Here is a 17,806-nt window from a genome sequence, read left to right on the forward strand (position 1 = left end):
GTCAATAAATATTTTCGTGAGTTACATTAAATAACTTAAAATAAATATATTATATGAACAAATTTACTTTACAATGAATATGCTATTATTATAATGTCACTTCAGCGTGGAGTGTGGATTGAAAAATATATTATATGATTTATGTTTGAATGCAGCTCACTACTTGAAAAACAATGAGCTGCTTTTCACTTTCTACACAATAAAATCCGTTAGCTGTGCTTCTCCCTGTGTACTAATGCCATACTGTTCATCATAAGCGGCATCCTTTGCTGCATAAATCGTTAATGAACCAAAATGTACAACAATCAACTGATTATTTTGTTTTAGAGCTTCAAACTCATGCTTAAAAACATTCACACTGTACTGCTGGGCTTTCTTCAAAAATAATGAATAATCTGTAATGGGCTCACGACTCGTAAGCTGGGTTATAAGTTCTTCCCCCTCCCCATACGGTACAAGTATCCCTTGTGTCTTTGCATCAATCACCTCGAAATGTGAAAAAGCGGTTCTAAAGCTTGCCAATATTGCTAATGGATTTTGTCTACCTTGTCCCTTCAAATAATCTTTATTCCAGTCTGTATCTACACGAAATAAAAGCTCGTAAATGGTGGTTTGCAAAACTGGGATTGGATAATTTAACTTAGATTCAAACAATTGATAGAAGTTTTTAAAATAATGTGTCATGGACGCAGTCGACAATAGATATCCTCCAAATAATGTAGGATCTTGTTGTAAATCTTTCATGATGTAGTTGGCACACTCCCCACCCTTTTTAATAGTCGGTAGTTTGCTTAATGACTCTTCTGCATGATTAATCACATAGACATCTCGTAACGCCACTTCTCCATGACGATTACAGCGTCCTGCAGCCTGCGCAATGGAATCCAACCCAGACAATGAACGTATCACACAATCAAAACTAATATCGACCCCTGCTTCAATCAATTGGGTACTTATACATACGAATTTTTCCTGTTTTCGTAGTTTTTCTCGCATCTCCTTTAATTTTTGCTTTCGATGTGCAGGACACATACCTGTGCTCAAATGTACGATCTCAATATCACCATTATGGAACTCCTCAAATAAATCTTTTACTGCCCTTTTTGTATTTAAAATCACTAATATATTATTAGCTGTTTTGAGCCTTTCCTGAATAAAGCCATACAATGCTTCTGTACTCCACCCTTTATCTTTCAACAAGGGCTTAAGAGTCGTACGTTGAAAAGCTTCTACAATTGATGGTAGATTCTCCATTAACTCTCCATCTATCTTTATGTTATGGCGTACATATTGGAGCGCTGGCTGGGTGGCTGTACAAAGTATAGATGTAGTTTGACAGGTGTTTTTCAGAAAATTTAAGGCCTCATTAAATAAGGATACACAATGAATTGGCACAGCTTGTATCTCATCAAATATTAATATACTGTTGGCTAAGTTATGTAATCTTCTAATGCTGCGAGACCTTCCACTATAAAAGGTTTCTAAAAATTGCACCATTGTTGTAAAAATAATAGGAATATCCCAATCATCTTTAGCAGCATTTAATTTTCTTGCAGTTTGATATTCTTCAAAAGACAAATCTTCACGAGGTTCGGATTCTTCAATGACATTACTATGATGCTCTAAGACAAAATCTTCTGCTTGTAATACATCCCGTATCTCTTGTGCATTTTGTTCGATAATTGTTGTAAATGGCACAATAAAGATAATACGTTTTTTTTGGTGAAGCTGTGCGTGTCTTAATGCAAAGCGAAGACTTGCTAATGTTTTTCCACCCCCTGTTGGCATTGAGAGTGTATAAATACCTGTTGAAAGGGTAGCTTTCTCTAAACAAGTTCTTGACATTTGTTCACGGAGACGAGTAATCGCATTGGGTAAAGCACTGCGTTGTTTTTCAACAAGTTCATTATTTAGACGCTGTTCGAATGCTGACCAAAGTTCTTGTGAATTATAATGTAATTTTCCCCCACTTTTTTCAAAATCACACGAATTCCGCCGATCCGCATCAATCAATGCACTAAATACATACATCGTGAGATAACTAGTTAATTTTTGCATAATACTAGTCGCCTCGCTCGCAGTTTTCACATTTTTCAATCTATTTCCAAAATAAATTCGTAACTCAGTGATCGCTTTTTGAACATACCTCTGCATATAATCCAAGTCATACATGTACTCTAAAAATCGTTGCTCCACTTGCAAAAATGAAATATCTTTATCAGCTGCCCATCTCTTCATAAAAGGCGATTGCCCCTCTACGTCTACCATATCTAATAATTGCCCATGATGTGTGAAAATGGCATTGGCCACAGACTCTGTTAAAATAAATGTAATGGGATCCCCTTGATGAAAATGCTCCAGTAAAAATTTGCCCCCTGCCGTAGAATGGTCCACACTTCCCCGTTTTGGTGGATTTTCAGGATTAGCAGCCGCTTCACGAATATATTCCTGAAATGCGTGGCTAAATTTCCCCATATCATGTAACATTCCTGCAAGGCCAGTGACATGGGGAAGGCCGATTTTCTGTCCAATTTCCTCTGCCAAAGCTTGAACCTCTTTTAAATGATCCACTAACCGTTGCTCTGCTCCATCGCTCGCTCGAATATGCGCAATAAACTCTACAGATGACATCTATTCCCTTCTTTCTTATATAAAAATTGTAATATTTAAACAATTATACCAAACCTTCGAACAGATGTCTAAGGACCTATACAAAAAGAATTTATCATTTTTCTCTCACTCAAAAAAAGGCGGGGATTATCTAAATCTTCCGCCTCTTGATAACAAATTCAATTCACACTCTCAGTGACAATAACAACAGTCTTGCTCAACTGACAAATGATTTAACTCTTCATACAGAGTGTGACAGAGCAAATCAGCAAGCTAGTTTGGTTAAATGGATTTCAATCCATACTCTCCATACAGAGAGTGACATAGTTAATGCTACAGTAATGCCTGCTGTAATAAATTTCAATCCACACTCTCCATACAGAGAGTGACCTAGAGGTGGTATAGCCAGATTTACTAATGGTGGATTTCAATCCACACTCTCCATACAGAGAGTGACGAAAAGCTACAAGCGAAACTAATCCGCATGAAAATTTCAATCCACACTCTCCATACAGAGAGTGACTTAACGGATGGCCAAGTGTAGATTGGACTAAACATATTTCAATCCACACTCTCCATACAGAGAGTGACTCAGATAATCCAAAAAAGGACCGTTATGAACAGGAATTTCAATCCACACTCTCCATACAGAGAGTGACTAGGGATACTAACAGCACCAGTACGAGCAAAAGAATTTCAATCCACACTCTCCATACAGAGAGTGACACGGAATGTGCGTTCTTCTTTAACTTGAGACTTATTTCAATCCACACTCTCCATACAGAGAGTGACGCTGACAAGCTAGACATCACATCAAATGCAAGAAATTTCAATCCACACTCTCCATACAGAGAGTGACCAGTCCCTAGTATCGTTTAAGAGTTTATTTGATATTTCAATCCACACTCTCCATACAGAGAGTGACGGGAATCTAATTTAGAGTTTCCGTTAGAAGTTGTAATTTCAATCCACACTCTCCATACAGAGAGTGACGAAACTATAGGGAGTATTGCAACATCTATTTTTAATTTCAATCCACACTCTCCATACAGAGAGTGACGAGTATATATTTGACTCAGCTAAAAATGTTAATGGATTTCAATCCACACTCTCCATACAGAGAGTGACTTATAAACAACTCCACAACGATAACAGAGTTGTATTTCAATCCACACTCTCCATACAGAGAGTGACAAAATGATTAGCTCCTTTAAGATAGAGCAATGGAAATTTCAATCCACACTCTCCATACAGAGAGTGACGCTATCCGAAAAGGCTATTGACAAGGGGCTACTTATTTCAATCCACACTCTCCATACAGAGAGTGACCAGGTGGTTATGACGGTACAACTGCATATAGTAATTTCAATCCACACTCTCCATACAGAGAGTGACGCTTACAAGTCCTTCTGCTAATCAAACACTTTACATTTCAATCCACACTCTCCATACAGAGAGTGACAAGGATGGTCGATATTACGACAAAGAAAGACATAGGATTTCAATCCACACTCTCCATACAGAGAGTGACCTCGGTACTCATTCGATAATTGATAAATGTTTCTTATTTCAATCCACACTCTCCATACAGAGAGTGACAGATATTTGGGGATTATCTAATCTTCCTCTATAATTTCAATCCACACTCTCCATACAGAGAGTGACCCTTGGTTTTTTTGATAAGCTTTTAGATTTTTTATTTCAATCCACACTCTCCATACAGAGAGTGACATCTTGGGATTGATTTATTTAATGAAAAACCTAAAATTTCAATCCACACTCTCCATACAGAGAGTGACTCAGATGATATTACTTCTAATACAGTATCTAAAAATTTCAATCCACACTCTCCATACAGAGAGTGACCTAGCAATAGCAACAAAGCAAATGCTCCCACTAAATTTCAATCCACACTCTCCATACAGAGAGTGACTAGTCATATTCAGTAAAGGATTCGGCATTGTACCCATTTCAATCCACACTCTCCATACAGAGAGTGACACTGTTAAATATATTGACGGTCGTACCGTTGTTATTTCAATCCACACTCTCCATACAGAGAGTGACTACTCGCAGTTTCTTCTGCCCAGTAGGTCAAGAAATTTCAATCCACACTCTCCATACAGAGAGTGACGCAATGAAGAACGTTCAGTATGTAAATCAGTATATATTTCAATCCACACTCTCCATACAGAGAGTGACACGGAAAGGGACGATGATATATGGCAAAAGCGCAATTTCAATCCACACTCTCCATACAGAGAGTGACCAATCCACACTCTCCATACAGAGAGTGACCGTTTCAAGTACGCCTCTAAATCCGCCTTCTTTATTTCAATCCACACTCTCCATACAGAGAGTGACGGAATTAAGTTCTTAGCCCATTTCACAGCGCCAATTTCAATCCACACTCTCCATACAGAGAGTGACCGCTAAATGCCAACGCTATTTTACCGAAAAGGAATTTCAATCCACACTCTCCATACAGAGAGTGACATGGGCTACCGTCGCGATAACTGCTGCAGCAACCATTTCAATCCACACTCTCCATACAGAGAGTGACCGAAAGGCGCTAAGACTGCGGTAGTTTACATGGATTTCAATCCACACTCTCCATACAGAGAGTGACGCGTGAGTACATCGATAATAAACTACGAAAATTTATTTCAATCCACACTCTCCATACAGAGAGTGACAGGCGTTAGGCCTATCAGACGATTTCGTATTTCCATTTCAATCCACACTCTCCATACAGAGAGTGACGCAAAAATGGGCGGATTGGATCGAGAGGGAAATCATTTCAATCCACACTCTCCATACAGAGAGTGACATGATTCATCGGATTCTTCGTCGATTCCGTTATCATTTCAATCCACACTCTCCATACAGAGAGTGACATTTATATGGAATGTGATGTACGAGTAAATGCGATTTCAATCCACACTCTCCATACAGAGAGTGACGCGATAATTGACGCTACTATAACGCATATTGAAATTTCAATCCACACTCTCCATACAGAGAGTGACCTTTCCTTCGTATTTATCTAGCTTAAATTGGCGATTTCAATCCACACTCTCCATACAGAGAGTGACTGCAAAAATGAATAAATTTTTAATATAACGTACTTAATATTATCATTCCGTAAATATACATGAGCATTTCAAACTAACATAGTTTTATCTAACAAGCATTTTCACTAATATATCTGGTGCGAATCGTGCTATAAAATCATGTTCGCTTACCATCCGCACTTTCCCTTATTATAGCAATAATTCCCTATTAAAAAAACCAACAACAACCGAATTCCCTCGGTCATTGCTGGTTCTTTTCATTTACATTATTTCTTGCGTTTCACAAATACAATAACAAAAATAGCGGCTAGGGCTGCTAGGATGGCGATCATCCATACTGTGTTTGAGTTGGATGCTGTGTCATCTGCTGCGGCTGCTTGTTGCTCTTCTCTTGGTGTAGCGTTCGAAGACTCCATTTCTTTGGCATCCTCTTTCACCACTTGTGCAGTGCTAATTTGCACATATTGTAGTGTTGCTTCATTCGAGGCAGATGCTTCATGCTCGTGGCTTGCGTCGTGACCTTCTGCATGATCGCCGTGAGTTTCCTCTTGCCCACCGTCATGACCATGATGGTGATCTGCTGCTGTTGTGAAAATAGAGCGTTCTAGTTGTTGCCCTACCCAGCTTTTGGCATCTGTTGAATCGGCAAAGATGCGAGGGTGTCCTGACAGCATGTATGTTTTACCGTCGATGATGATTCCTGTTTGGTCACCTGTGACTACATCTTCAATTGTACCTGTTGGTCCTTCTGCAAAGCCGCCCATTTGAACAAGCGTATGTCCGCCCATATCAAATGTAAGGTGCTCTGTTAAGAATGCAATGTACTCTTCTTTCGTCATGGTTGCGTCAGGATTGGCTAGCTCAAGTTTATGATGAAAAAGTGCTGTATTTATTTCCTTGTACGTAATATCTCCTTCTAGAGAAGACACGTAATCCTCTTTTTGAGCTGCTTGTGCTAGCTCATCCACTGTTGCTCCGTCAAGGCCGAAAAAGCCACCTACCCAGCCTGCAAAGTCCTTGCGTGAGAGATTGTCTGTTGGGTTTAAGGCCATATCTTTGCCATTGTACCCAAGAAGCCCAATACTGTGTAGTACCATAATGTCCTGAATATTGGCGGCTGTTTCAGGGACATCCGTGAATAGTGTACTTTTATCCATCGTATGGGCGTAGGCAACGGGTGCCATGAATAAAGTACTCATCAATAATAAAAGTAAATATTTTCTCAAAATGATTCCACCTTCCAATGCCTTAGTATACAGATGAAATGTGAGGGAAGTTTGAAATCCACAGGTACTTTCTATAGCTTAAATTGACGAATCAGGGCGTTTAGTTGTTCAGCCATTTCTGCTAAATGCTCGGCACTATGTTTAATTTCCGCCATGGAGCTTGCAGTTTGCTCAATGGTAGCCGATGTTTCCTGAATACCTGCCGCTGATTGTTCAGAAACAGCAGCAATTTCATCGACTGCTTTATTAATCGTGACAGTATTGTGAACAACCTCCGCTAGCTCCACTGACATACCTTCAATGCCTGTCGAAATGGCCTCAATAGCATCCTCAATTTGATTGAAATGTCGTATTGGTTGCGGCCATTTGCGTTGTGCCCTTTTCTACTTCCTCATCGCCTTGCTCTAGCGAGAAAGTTACTGTATCGGAATCATCCTGAATTTTTCTGACGATCGCTGCAATATCATCGACGGAGAAGGCGACCTGTTCGGCTAACATCTGATTAATTAGGACGATTAGCGGTTTTAGGAATTTTTGCTATATTTCCAGAAATAACTTGGTCAATATAATGTTTTTTATAGCATCTTTTATCGTATTTCTTTAGTACTATCCTTAATCCCAGCCATTGAACATTACATCGCCAATGGTTTGGCTATTAAAATAAGAGACGTATTTCCATTCTGTAGCAGATAGGCTATGTAACGCCTCATCCTTTGTTAGTAATGTTGTAAGTGTCTCCGCTTCCAAACATTTACGCATAGGAAAGTATTTATGCAGGTGAGTCTTGGATAAAAAGGTAAAGCTACTCTCCTCCTGCTTGGCAAAGGCGATGTACGGCATCAAACGATGATGAAGAATCGTCAGTGTTTCTCTATCGATTTCGATCACTGCCTGCATATAGACAAATGGCGCTTGATCAATAAATTGCCTTACTTTCGCTCGTTGTTCACTTGTCACTAAATGGTACACCATCGACTGAAACATGCGCATGTCCTGCTCAATTAAATGCGCTGCATCGAAACCAGAAATCCCTTTTGTTAAACGCAAGCCATCCATCACTCCTTGTTATTTGTCTCTATATAGGACCTTCTCGTTCAGATGAGGCATTTCCTGCCAATCTATGCATTTCTTTTAATATGATAATCAATTTGTAAGAATGGCATACCAAATAACGTCATCTGATGGCGTGCTGACAATGTCTTGTCATCTACCCCAGAAATTTGAAAATGCTCCTGTAGGGGTAGCCTCATCACATTTTTTCCTATCGCCAAATAAATTCCTGTATCTCCATCATGGCGACTTGTTAGGTGTAGCTGACCATTTTCTTCATAGGCATACAAAATGCCAACCATTGTTGAGAACGGCAGTGGTAAGGCTATATTCATATAGGTTGTTTCGTTGCTTGTGTGCTTCGAATAAATCGCGACAAAAACGGTTTGCTGATGAATTGTCCGAATCCATGCACGTGGAGACGGACGGCTATCTCGTGCAGAATCGACCTGAACAATGCTACCCGTCATCTCAATTTGCTTACTGGAAAAGGGTAAATTGAGCTGTTGGAGAAAACGGCTCATTCCTTGATACAGAAAGGCAAAAGGTCGAAACCAAGTCTTCCATTGCACCGTTGAAAGCAGCCGATAGGTCGTTGTATGCTCATAAAAATGTGGAATGACAGGCCGTAGCTTTGCTGTATCGACAAAATCCTGTAAGGAATCGACCAAGCCTGGGTGTGGTATATTCTCATGATGTAGCTTTCCGCGAATTTGGCTTACAGGGAACTCAAATGGACGCTGTGTTGTTGGAGGGACAGCCATTAGCCAGGCGATGACCCCTATCCCACCAAAGAAAACACCATTGATCACACCATGGAATTGAAGCATTTCTGGAATGCCAATGGAAAAGTTTCCACTGACCCGACTGTAAACATACAGACAAGACCCAAGAATCGTCAGACAGAGCGCTCCATAGGAAATCCTCAGCAATAGCCCCTGTCCAAACGGAAGCTTTGTTTTGAGCGCTACGAAAAACAAGCCGTAAATGGCAAAAATATAAAGAGCGACTGCGAATATTTCGATGAGAATGGAAAAGGCAATACCTATCGCAACAAGGATTGGTCCTGCCAGCAACATCATCACCATAACACGATACCCGCTACTATCATGTAATCGACCTAAAAGTCCGACTGAAATGGGTAATAAACAAGCCGAATAATGAAAGTGAATGGCCGTTAACCACGTTATTAATGGTGAGAAACCGGTATCCATGTTGGTGACATAGGCGAAAAACCACAGACCACCGAGGGCTAAGTAGAAAAGCCCCATGTCAATTGCAAACTCCGCAATATTCGTAAAACCTCGTTGTAAAAATCTTTTCACGCCTTGTATGGCTATATAGAATGTATACAGTAAATACATGCCTGCCAAAACATTAGCCAAAACGCCATCCGTCGACCAATGCAGCAGTGTAACGGCTAGCATCATCCCAATAATGATGGCTTTGCCGACTTTCTGAACATCCACAACCATTGATACCATAGTGGGAACGAAAATTAGTTGAGCAACGGTTAGTAGCCATAAGTAATTGGGTTGTCCACTAAGCACAAAGCAAATCACCGTGAACAAAATCCCTAATAAAAAAATGAAATTACTTCGATTGTTGCGTAAATTCACCAGCATACATCATGAGCCTCCCTATGAATGGATTATGGATGGAGACATGAATGGTAAAGACGTTTTTCGATTCATCAAAGCCTTCCTCTACAATGACTCGACCCTCTAACAGTCTAGGCATCGGGCATTCGAAACACGAGAGGACAAAGCGCTGCTTACCTGACCGAATGACTAGTGTCCCCGCTCGTGTCACCGTAAAGTGCAAATCGGAATAAAAAAGAGCGGGTGTGCCTAAATAATCTTTCACAATTTTTTGGATTGGATCAATGGTCATCCTTGCATCAAAATGCCTTGGCTTCTGCGGGAAATAAAAAGTGCGCTCCCATAGCACCTCTAGCTCACCACTTGGCAGGACTCTGCATGTATTTGAAATAGTAAAGGGGACATCCTCCCCTGACTCTGGGAACAGAAATCGCATTTTCGCAGCCAGTGTATAGAAGGGACGCATCCATTTAGCACCAGATTTTATTTGATGCATCACGCCCTGAGCAAAAAATGGTTCATCAACTGGTAACGCATAACGCTGTTGTAGCATCGGATGAAGTCTTGCAAAATCATCCTCTAATAATGTTTGATAGATCGTCATCCTTGTTATCCTCGCTTTCTTTTACAACTTTTAGCACTCGGTACATCCTTACTTAAGCTAAATCCGACAATCGACAACACCCATAAAGCACTATTAAAGGTAAGTGGATTAAAGGGTGCTTGAATACTTGTCGGGTCCGCAACAATAGCAGCTATAGTCAAGAGTGGAAAAACGATGATTTGCATGCCAAAGAGCAAGCGTTTTCCTCGCGGGTAAAGCCAACATAAAGCAAAGAGAATTTCCGCAACCCCTATCCACATAACTAGCTGATCTGCATGGTTTAGTAATGAAGCCGTCATCTTTAATTCCTGTGGATGCAAATGGATGATCTTCGGTACAAGACCATGATAGAACCAGACAAAGCAAAAGAATAGACACAAGAGCATCGTTAAAAAGAATCGTCTATACTGTGCAGCAGGATTTTCTCCTTTTTCTAGCCATCTTTTTAAAACATCAAAGCTGAGGGCCGTCGCCCACCCCATTAATGGACGAAAAAATAAATCAAAGAATATGCCAAGCTTGCCATAGCGTGTGTCATAATCATATTGGGTCAGAAATGTCAGCCCCTGTCGATGCGGGATATATTGCCATTAGCCCTTTCCCTCCGCTATGGGCGAGCGCTTTTGAGGCGTACCAAAATGCAGTGAGGATGTTCGCGTGCCATCTTCTTTATGATGCTCCCCCTTGCTTTCTCCCCAGCCGCTTACCTGTAAGCCTGGTATGAGCTTCGTTTCATAGGTAAAACGCTGTGGCTCCTCAGGTGCTTTTTTCGAAATATATGTAATCGATGTAAAACGTAAATCCCATTGCTCATGTAGCTGAGGATTTTGTGTATAATCCCATGCTTTCTCTATAGGAGCCTGAATGTCTATCTCGACATAAATAGGTTTTCTGCTCATAAACTCACTCCTTTTTTGATGAAGCCACTATCATTATAACAGTAAATTGATAACCTTCTATTAAATGGGCATGCTTATGACATTTCTAAATAAAAATAAAAAAACTTGAATCGAAATGATGACTTGCTGAGTCTAATGGTCGAAAAGGAGGCGATTTTCATTACGAGCACCCAACAAACTCTTGTAGCCTTAGCCCAACAAGGTGATGAGCAGGCGTTTTATCAGCTCATTGAGCAGGAGCAGCATAAGCTTTACCGAATGGCCTATGTCTACGTCCAAAATGAAAACGACGCCGTAGAAGTTTTTCAGCAAACCATTATTCGGGCCTATGAGGGTTTACCGCAATTAAAGGAGACTCACTATTTTGCCACTTGGCTTACCCGCATTATGATAAATTGCTGTAAAACCTATATTGCGAAGAAAAAAACAGTTATGCCTGTTGAACCACAAACTTTCGAGGATTTAACAAGCGCATCTCCTACATACATCGAAGAAGAGCTAGATTTATGGCAGGCTCTTTGCCAGCTCGAGGAAAAGTACAAAACGGTGCTATTGCTACGATTTTATCAAGACTACTCGGTCAAGGATATTGCGGCGATTTTGCAATGTCCTGAAGGTACCGTGAAAACACATATTCGCCGTGGCTTGCATGCATTACGACAACAATTAAAGGGGGCATATCTCGATGAGTGGGTTCAATCCGCTGAAAGAAGTCATTAATGCAATACCCATCCCTGAAGGACGGTTAACAGAAGTGCTACGTGTGGAAGGGATGTCCAAAATTTATCAGCAAAAGCATCATACTGTGAATGCCTTGAAAAATATCCATTGCACCATTTATCAAGGGGAAATGGTGGCAATTATGGGGACAAGCGGCTCTGGTAAAAGTACTCTTCTGAATATGATCAGTGCCATTGATGAGCCAACAGATGGAGCATTATTTTTATTTGGCAAGGAAGCTCAGGCTATTTATCAAGAGCCAAAAGCATCGCAATTCCGAAAAGAAAATATCGGCTTTATCTTCCAATCCTTTCATTTGCTAAAGGATTTAACCGTCGAGGATAATATTGCACTTCCCCTTATTTTAAATGATATTCCTAGCAAGGAGATTAAGGTGCGTGTGCAGCACATGATGGAAACCTTAAACATCGCTGCTTGGGCAAAGCATCGACCACATGAGCTTTCTGGTGGACAGAAGCAACGCGTCGCCATTGCGCGAGCGATTATTGCCAATCCTCCTATTTTACTGGCAGATGAGCCAACGGGGGCTTTGGATGTTCATACAACAGATGAAATTTTAGAGCTGCTTGTTGCTCTGCAAAAAAAGAACCAGCAAACGATATTACTTGTCACACATGACCCCTATGTGGCTACCTATGCCAATCGGGTATTGTTCTTCCATGATGGGGCGATTGTGGATTCCTATCAAAACCAGCAAAATGAAGAGGATTTAGATTGTATTCTAATGAAATTCAAGCAAATTACGAGGGGGGATCGCTAATGTTTACGATGCGCAATATTGCCCTCAAGCTATTTCGTGCAGCTTGGGCAAATGTCCTAACGAGTATTAGTGTTATTACGATCTCGATTTGCCTGGTAATGACGATGACCGTCTACATTTGGAATGCTAATAGCCAGATGAAGGCAGACATCCAAGCGTTGTATGGGGAAATGGATTTAATGGTTGGTTATAATCCCGATCAGCAAAAATTGTTGACGACACATCAAATAGAGGAGCTTTCTACCCTAGCCGGTGTCACACAAGTGTCCCGCTTATCGCTAGCTCATACATTCGTTGAACATGAAAAGTACACCACATTTTATACCGTTGGCGTTGAAAATGACGACCTTGTGAAAAGTCGCTACCATTTTGAGGTCAATCTTGGACCGAACGATGCCATTCTTTCGGAAAATGTTGCCCGTCTTTTCAACAAACGCGTTGGGGACTCCATTCATATTCAATCAAAGGATTTTATCGTGCAAGAAATTTTACCGACGATAAAAGGCACTGATAGTCCTAATATCATTCTCTTAGCGAATGACGTAGTTAAGGCATGGATGAACAATAGTCAGCCACAAACGGCAGGCATATTTGCGCTCATTAAAACGGATGAGGGTCGTGCCAAGGCAGTAGGCGCAGAAATCAAACAACAGGATCCAACATTACGTGTTGATGTTATGAGTGAGTACGATGCGATTAAAAGAAATTTACAGAGCTTAATGGTTTTTATGATTGTACTATCTGTTTTTATTTTACTCATTTCGAGTGTCCTATTGCTGTCCACATTCCAGCTATTATTTTATAAAATTAAAGAGCAGCTCATGATCTTACGGGCTCTCGGGGCATCAGTTAAACAGGTTGGACGTATAGTCAAGCTCCAACTATCACTGATCATTAGCTTTGGCGTTATGCTTGGAACAACGCTGAGCCTTGTCGTCATAAAAAGCTGGCTACCACAATTAATTAGCCTTTTGCATTTACCCGAAGCTAAAACTGAGCTTCCTATTGTGTTTATTCTTTTAATTGCCCTTTCCAGCTTCATCATTCTTCAAGTGATGACAAAATGGCAAGTAGCGAAAAGCTCTAGACTATTGCCATTACAAATCGCTTCAGAAAATGAAAATTTACAGCTACGTTGGACAAAATGGAAAACAATTATTGTCAGTATTGTAGGTGTGTCAGCTGTCTTCTTCTTTTTACAAGCCTATTTAGCTGGGACAGGAAGCGATCAAGGTGCCTTATTTATTTTACTCGGAACACTACTTGTATGTGGGATTTTACTGTTACTAATCCCCTATCTGTTTACAGCCATCCTTCATCTGGCCTTAAAGCCGATTCGAAGGGTACTTGGCAAGGAAGCTTATTTAGCATGCCAGCAGCTCATGCCACAGGTACGCAAAAATATGCCCGTGGTGCTTAGCATGATAGGATTAATGGTCATTTTAACCTTTGGAAGCTCATTAATGAAAACCTTACAGCACAATGACCTTGCCTACACGGAATCACAATACGAAACAGCCATAAGAATTGATAATGAATTAAATGATCCAACTATCACGCCTGCAATTATAGATGAAATAGAGGCATTGCCAAGCGTACAGTACGCGTATGCACAAAGTAATAATGCGTATATTGCCCTACAACTCGGCGATGAATGGCTAGCAGAGAACTATACAACCATTGATATTGAGAAATTTATGCAATTAAAGAAGTTGCCTCAAATTGAAGGTGGAAATTTGCAGGATGGCCTTGTCGTGACAAAGGGCTTTGCCGAACGTTATCATTTGTCAGTGGGTGATCGTATAACGATAGGTTCCTATGATTTTGCTGCACAGCAGGATAGGCCTTCTGGTGAATTACAAATTATAGGAATTACCGATTCACCTATTCACCGAGCCGATATAATCGTTGATTGGTCATCATTCCTCACAGCACAGGATCACCCGTTCATCGAAGACATTATGGTCGAAACATCCTACCCAGAGCAGGCATTGACGGAGCTGTCATTCTTGGAAGAGCGCTGGCCAGCCCTGAAGTTGACAGATAAAGCGGCCATATTAGCACAATCCAATGAAATGTTCTTCCAACGGTGGAGCCTATTTGTTGGCGTCTTTGTTATTTTAATAGCTGCCACGGGGCTTGGTGTCCTCCAAACATTACTGCATACAATTTATACAAAACGCAGCGACTATGCCATCCAACGATTAATTGGTCTGTCACCAAATGGCTTAATGAAGCTTATATTGACACAAGTCCTATCGTTTGTCCTTTATGGTCTCATAGTCGGTACATTTCTGGGGTTCGTTTTAACGAGGATGCTAGGCTTCATTGATGATGGCTCGCCGATGTCCTATGACTTCCTAACATTAGGCCTCACAAGTATCGCCTTCCTAGGGTCAACACTTATTGTTTTTACCCTCCAAGGCTACTGGATGAGCAGACAAAAATTAGCGAATGAGATCGTGGAAATATAAGTAAAATAGCCCCTCTATGGATAGAGGTGGCTGTTTTTTTAGAAGCTGGGCTCTCTCTTGAATGAGCGCTTTTACCCCTCATTGGAGCGGAGCACCCCCACTCCTTTTATAAATGAAATTCTCTCTAAATTTGAAGAAATTCTATCATTTCCTTTATGATAGCCTCATGATCTCGTCCTAATGTCATGAGATGCTTAGAATTTTCAAAGCCTTTCTTCTGCTTTCTAAATGAATGAACGTGCTGGTAGATCATTTCAGCACTTTGCGCGTATAAGGCATCGTCTTTTTCACCATAGTAGATGGCGATAGGAATGGTAATTTTATCAAGCTGCTCCATCGTTGCTTGGATAAATGTTTGGAATGCGTTCATCGCATCTAATGGCATGTTCTGAAATGACTCCATTTCCTGAGCGATTTGAAGCGTTGGCTTGCCCTCGATTGTTTTATAATTATGGGCATAGTCAATGATTCTTTGTTTTAATTGCTCTGGCTCCTTATCAAACGGCACCGATAAGACAATGATTTGCTCGAGCCTTTCTAATTGAGCAAACTTCAACGCGAAAATTCCCCCGATGGATAGACCGATGACCGAAATCTTTTGATAGCCTTCATCCAATAAAAATTGATGGGCATTCACTACATCCTGCCACCAATCGTCTACCTGATAGTGTAATAACTGTTCTGGATGAGTGCCATGTCCACGATATAACGGCGCATAGCAAGTATAGCCTTGGTTATGTAGTGCAGTGGCTACTTTCTTCATATCTCTTGTATGACTTGTAAAGGAATGTAAAAGCAATAGGGCATGCTCGTTTCCCTGTAAATAAATCTCTTTTGCTGGTAATATATTTAGCACTTCATCAAGCCCTTTCTTCCATCTGCCTTTCTTTTAAGCCCCAACAAACAGCACTGCCTGTCCGATGGCAATAAAAAAGGCTTCCTGCTGAATGGGACTGCTGTCTTCAATTTGCAGTGTAATGTCAAAATGCGTCTCGCAGAAAGTCGCTTGCCAGCGTGCAATAGGCTGTTCATTCACAGTAAAAACAGACCAGTCCTCCATTTCTTTGTTAAGCTTGATTTGCTGTTCGCCATCGGTAATAACTAAATCAGGAATCATAATTTGCCAGCCATCATAGGCAATCATATAGTCTTTGCCTGTTACCAAATCCTTGCCACGGAAATGCACGCGCCCGCGACGGGATACTTTTTTACATGTGAAAAGCGGCTGACCCTTGCGATCATTGACATCAAAACGAACGAAATAACGATAGTCCATCGTTTTATCGAATGCTTTTTTTAGTGCATTGGAATACACGCGTTGAACGGTGGATGATACCTCCCCCGCTTCATTTAAAATAGTAACGGTCTCTGTTGACTCGATGGCCGCTGGTTGCTTGTATGTATAGATTTTCAATCCATTCGCTCCTTTAAAACAATTGCTTTCTTAAAGCTACCATAAAATAAGCGCCAAATACAAAGGATGTATTTGCCGCGCCTATTATGATTATTGTGGTGCTGGTATTTCCTCCCTGAAAGAACCCACTCCATTGTCTATCGATCTAACTTAAAGGTAATTTCCCCGATGCCCAATTCCGAATTGACCTCTAGCACAACATCCGCCTTGTCGTAAGCTTCGTTGACATAGACACCATTGCCTTTTGACATCAGGCCCTCCACATTAGATGAGCCAATGCCTTTTTCTGTCGTTAATTTCACGCCAACCTTTGAGGGTAAAATGACCGTTGTTTGACCAACGCCTGTTTCAATAGTCGTTGTAAAGCTCTTTTTCCAATCGCCACCTAGATTAACCGTTAGATCACCGACACCCGCTTCAATATCGAGCTTTTCCAGCTGAAGACCCTGTAAATCGAGGTTGGCAAGAGAGGCACCTGTTTCCACAGTCAGATCCATAGGGATGCTGTCGTTCAGTTGAATCGCCCACGTGTTTTTAATATTTGAGAGCCCAAGCTTCGTTGAGCCCTTATGCTTAATTTCCACTTCTCCTGTATCGCCATGTACATCATAGTCTACCTGAGGAGCTAGCTTTTTTATATTATATTCTGCGTTGCCCTCAACCCATTCCTTTGCTCCACTCGATACATTCATTTCGCCAACACCTAAATCAATGTCTACCTCTAATGCTTTCACTTTATCCTTTTCTACCAAAATGGCTTCCTCTCGCATTTTATTTGGAATAAAGGAAAAGCACCCTGATAATACCAATGCTGACGTGCCCATTACGACACCTAAACCAACTAATTTTTTCACTATTATTTCCTCCCGCCGTATAATCTACCAATAATTTCATTATATAGGAGGAAGGAAATTAAAATACGACCCTACGCTCGAAATTCATCTAAGACCTAAGACGTAGAGAGGCTTACTGATAAGGAATGTCATGCCCCTCCAGCAATGCCTTTAAATTCGCAAGAGAGGCATCATAGCCTGGTGAATTAAAGCTCACCGTCGTGCCATTCCCCTGTTCGGCTAGCGTCATAGCGATTAATGTTTCAGGAACTTCTAGATAGAAGGAAAATTCCTCATTTTTCTTCACTTGCTGAATTGTTAGCTGCATCGGCAGTTTTTCAGAAAGCTGATTATGCGCATTTGGCATTAAGGTAAATGTCATCTTTTCTCCAGCTGCTAATATAGGGATATCCCACGTGGAGCCTGGTGCGTACCATCGGGAGAGGGATTGCTCCTCTGTAATCGCCTGCCATACTTTATCAATCTTTGCCTCAATCCAAATCGAACTGGTCATTCGCAG

Annotated in this window: 14 protein-coding genes, 1 pseudogene and 1 CRISPR repeat array; of the genes and pseudogenes, 3 read left to right on the forward strand and 12 right to left on the reverse strand. The window is 40.9% G+C overall.

Annotation, left to right across the window (positions count from 1 at the left end):
- Positions 1–192: 192 nt before the first annotated feature.
- From CD31_RS21430 to CD31_RS21460, 8 genes and pseudogenes are all read right to left on the reverse strand, one after another.
- On the reverse strand, positions 193–2,631 hold the full coding sequence (locus CD31_RS21430) for a CRISPR-associated helicase/endonuclease Cas3 (protein WP_036081053.1): 2,439 nt from the start codon (positions 2,629–2,631) through the stop codon (positions 193–195).
- Between the two features lie 269 nt (positions 2,632–2,900).
- Positions 2,901–5,705: direct repeats of the CRISPR family, unit length 33 nt; unit sequence ATTTCAATCCACACTCTCCATACAGAGAGTGAC.
- Between the two features lie 245 nt (positions 5,706–5,950).
- Positions 5,951–6,910: a hypothetical protein gene (locus CD31_RS21435; protein WP_036081056.1), complete on the reverse strand. Its 960-nt coding sequence runs from the start codon at positions 6,908–6,910 to the stop codon at positions 5,951–5,953.
- A 71-nt stretch (positions 6,911–6,981) separates the two neighbouring features.
- The gene (locus CD31_RS23915; RefSeq protein WP_036081058.1) at positions 6,982–7,197 is read right to left on the reverse strand and encodes a hypothetical protein; all 216 of its coding nucleotides are present in this window, start codon (positions 7,195–7,197) and stop codon (positions 6,982–6,984) included.
- 43 nt (positions 7,198–7,240) lie between these two features.
- Positions 7,241–7,408, reverse strand: a complete 168-nt coding sequence (locus CD31_RS23920) for a hypothetical protein (protein WP_244904999.1) — start codon at positions 7,406–7,408, stop codon at positions 7,241–7,243.
- Between the two features lie 114 nt (positions 7,409–7,522).
- Positions 7,523–7,966, reverse strand: a complete 444-nt coding sequence (locus CD31_RS21445) for a hypothetical protein (protein WP_036081061.1) — start codon at positions 7,964–7,966, stop codon at positions 7,523–7,525.
- A 62-nt stretch (positions 7,967–8,028) separates the two neighbouring features.
- Positions 8,029–9,585 carry a YndJ family protein gene (locus CD31_RS21450; RefSeq protein ID WP_036081064.1) on the reverse strand — a complete coding sequence of 519 codons (1,557 nt, stop codon included), beginning with the start codon at positions 9,583–9,585 and terminating at the stop codon, positions 8,029–8,031.
- On the reverse strand, positions 9,554–10,165 hold the full coding sequence (locus CD31_RS21455; RefSeq protein WP_036081067.1) for a DUF4166 domain-containing protein: 612 nt from the start codon (positions 10,163–10,165) through the stop codon (positions 9,554–9,556). The genes CD31_RS21450 and CD31_RS21455 overlap by 32 nt, the downstream gene beginning before the upstream one ends.
- Positions 10,166–10,170: 5 nt before the next feature.
- Positions 10,171–11,064 (reverse strand): annotated as a pseudogene (locus CD31_RS21460) (DoxX-like family protein).
- Between the two features lie 135 nt (positions 11,065–11,199).
- Between CD31_RS21460 and CD31_RS21465 the strand changes: the two are divergent.
- The 3 genes from CD31_RS21465 to CD31_RS21475 are packed head-to-tail and all read left to right on the forward strand — an operon-like array spanning position 11,200 to position 15,039.
- A complete protein-coding gene (locus CD31_RS21465; protein WP_036081071.1) occupies positions 11,200–11,784 on the forward strand; it encodes a sigma-70 family RNA polymerase sigma factor in 585 nt (194 codons plus the stop codon).
- 52 nt (positions 11,785–11,836) lie between these two features.
- A complete protein-coding gene (locus CD31_RS21470; protein ID WP_036081592.1) occupies positions 11,837–12,565 on the forward strand; it encodes an ABC transporter ATP-binding protein in 729 nt (242 codons plus the stop codon).
- On the forward strand, positions 12,565–15,039 hold the full coding sequence (locus CD31_RS21475; RefSeq protein WP_036081074.1) for an ABC transporter permease: 2,475 nt from the start codon (positions 12,565–12,567) through the stop codon (positions 15,037–15,039). The genes CD31_RS21470 and CD31_RS21475 overlap by 1 nt, the downstream gene beginning before the upstream one ends.
- A 124-nt stretch (positions 15,040–15,163) precedes the next feature.
- Here CD31_RS21475 and CD31_RS21480 read toward each other — a convergent pair whose 3' ends face one another.
- The 4 genes from CD31_RS21480 to CD31_RS21495 form a co-directional block, all read right to left on the reverse strand.
- On the reverse strand, positions 15,164–15,895 hold the full coding sequence (locus CD31_RS21480; protein ID WP_036081077.1) for an alpha/beta hydrolase: 732 nt from the start codon (positions 15,893–15,895) through the stop codon (positions 15,164–15,166).
- Positions 15,896–15,928: 33 nt separating this feature from the next.
- Positions 15,929–16,453 carry a tubby C-terminal domain-like protein gene (locus CD31_RS21485; protein ID WP_036081079.1) on the reverse strand — a complete coding sequence of 175 codons (525 nt, stop codon included), beginning with the start codon at positions 16,451–16,453 and terminating at the stop codon, positions 15,929–15,931.
- Positions 16,454–16,590: 137 nt separating this feature from the next.
- Positions 16,591–17,307: a toast rack family protein gene (locus CD31_RS21490; protein WP_036081082.1), complete on the reverse strand. Its 717-nt coding sequence runs from the start codon at positions 17,305–17,307 to the stop codon at positions 16,591–16,593.
- 112 nt (positions 17,308–17,419) lie between these two features.
- On the reverse strand, positions 17,420–17,800 hold the full coding sequence (locus CD31_RS21495) for an SRPBCC domain-containing protein (RefSeq protein ID WP_036081085.1): 381 nt from the start codon (positions 17,798–17,800) through the stop codon (positions 17,420–17,422).
- Positions 17,801–17,806: the final 6 nt, after the last annotated feature.

Source organism: Lysinibacillus boronitolerans JCM 21713 = 10a = NBRC 103108 (genome assembly GCF_000772935.1).
GTDB classification, from domain to species: domain Bacteria; phylum Bacillota; class Bacilli; order Bacillales_A; family Planococcaceae; genus Lysinibacillus; species Lysinibacillus boronitolerans.

Bases quoted from the DNA above. Each gene is read 5' to 3' on its own strand.
- CD31_RS21475 (WP_036081074.1), top strand. From the start codon at position 12,565: ATGTTTACGATGCGCAATATTGCCCTCAAGCTATTTCGTGCAGCTTGG.
- CD31_RS21445 (WP_036081061.1), bottom strand. From the start codon at position 7,966: ATGGATGGCTTGCGTTTAACAAAAGGGATTTCTGGTTTCGATGCAGCG.
- CD31_RS21450 (WP_036081064.1), bottom strand. From the start codon at position 9,585: ATGCTGGTGAATTTACGCAACAATCGAAGTAATTTCATTTTTTTATTA.
- CD31_RS23920 (WP_244904999.1), bottom strand. From the start codon at position 7,408: ATGTTAGCCGAACAGGTCGCCTTCTCCGTCGATGATATTGCAGCGATC.
- CD31_RS21470 (WP_036081592.1), top strand. From the start codon at position 11,837: ATGTCCAAAATTTATCAGCAAAAGCATCATACTGTGAATGCCTTGAAA.
- CD31_RS21495 (WP_036081085.1), bottom strand. From the start codon at position 17,800: ATGACCAGTTCGATTTGGATTGAGGCAAAGATTGATAAAGTATGGCAG.
- CD31_RS21455 (WP_036081067.1), bottom strand. From the start codon at position 10,165: ATGACGATCTATCAAACATTATTAGAGGATGATTTTGCAAGACTTCAT.
- CD31_RS21465 (WP_036081071.1), top strand. From the start codon at position 11,200: ATGGTCGAAAAGGAGGCGATTTTCATTACGAGCACCCAACAAACTCTT.
- CD31_RS21430 (WP_036081053.1), bottom strand. From the start codon at position 2,631: ATGTCATCTGTAGAGTTTATTGCGCATATTCGAGCGAGCGATGGAGCA.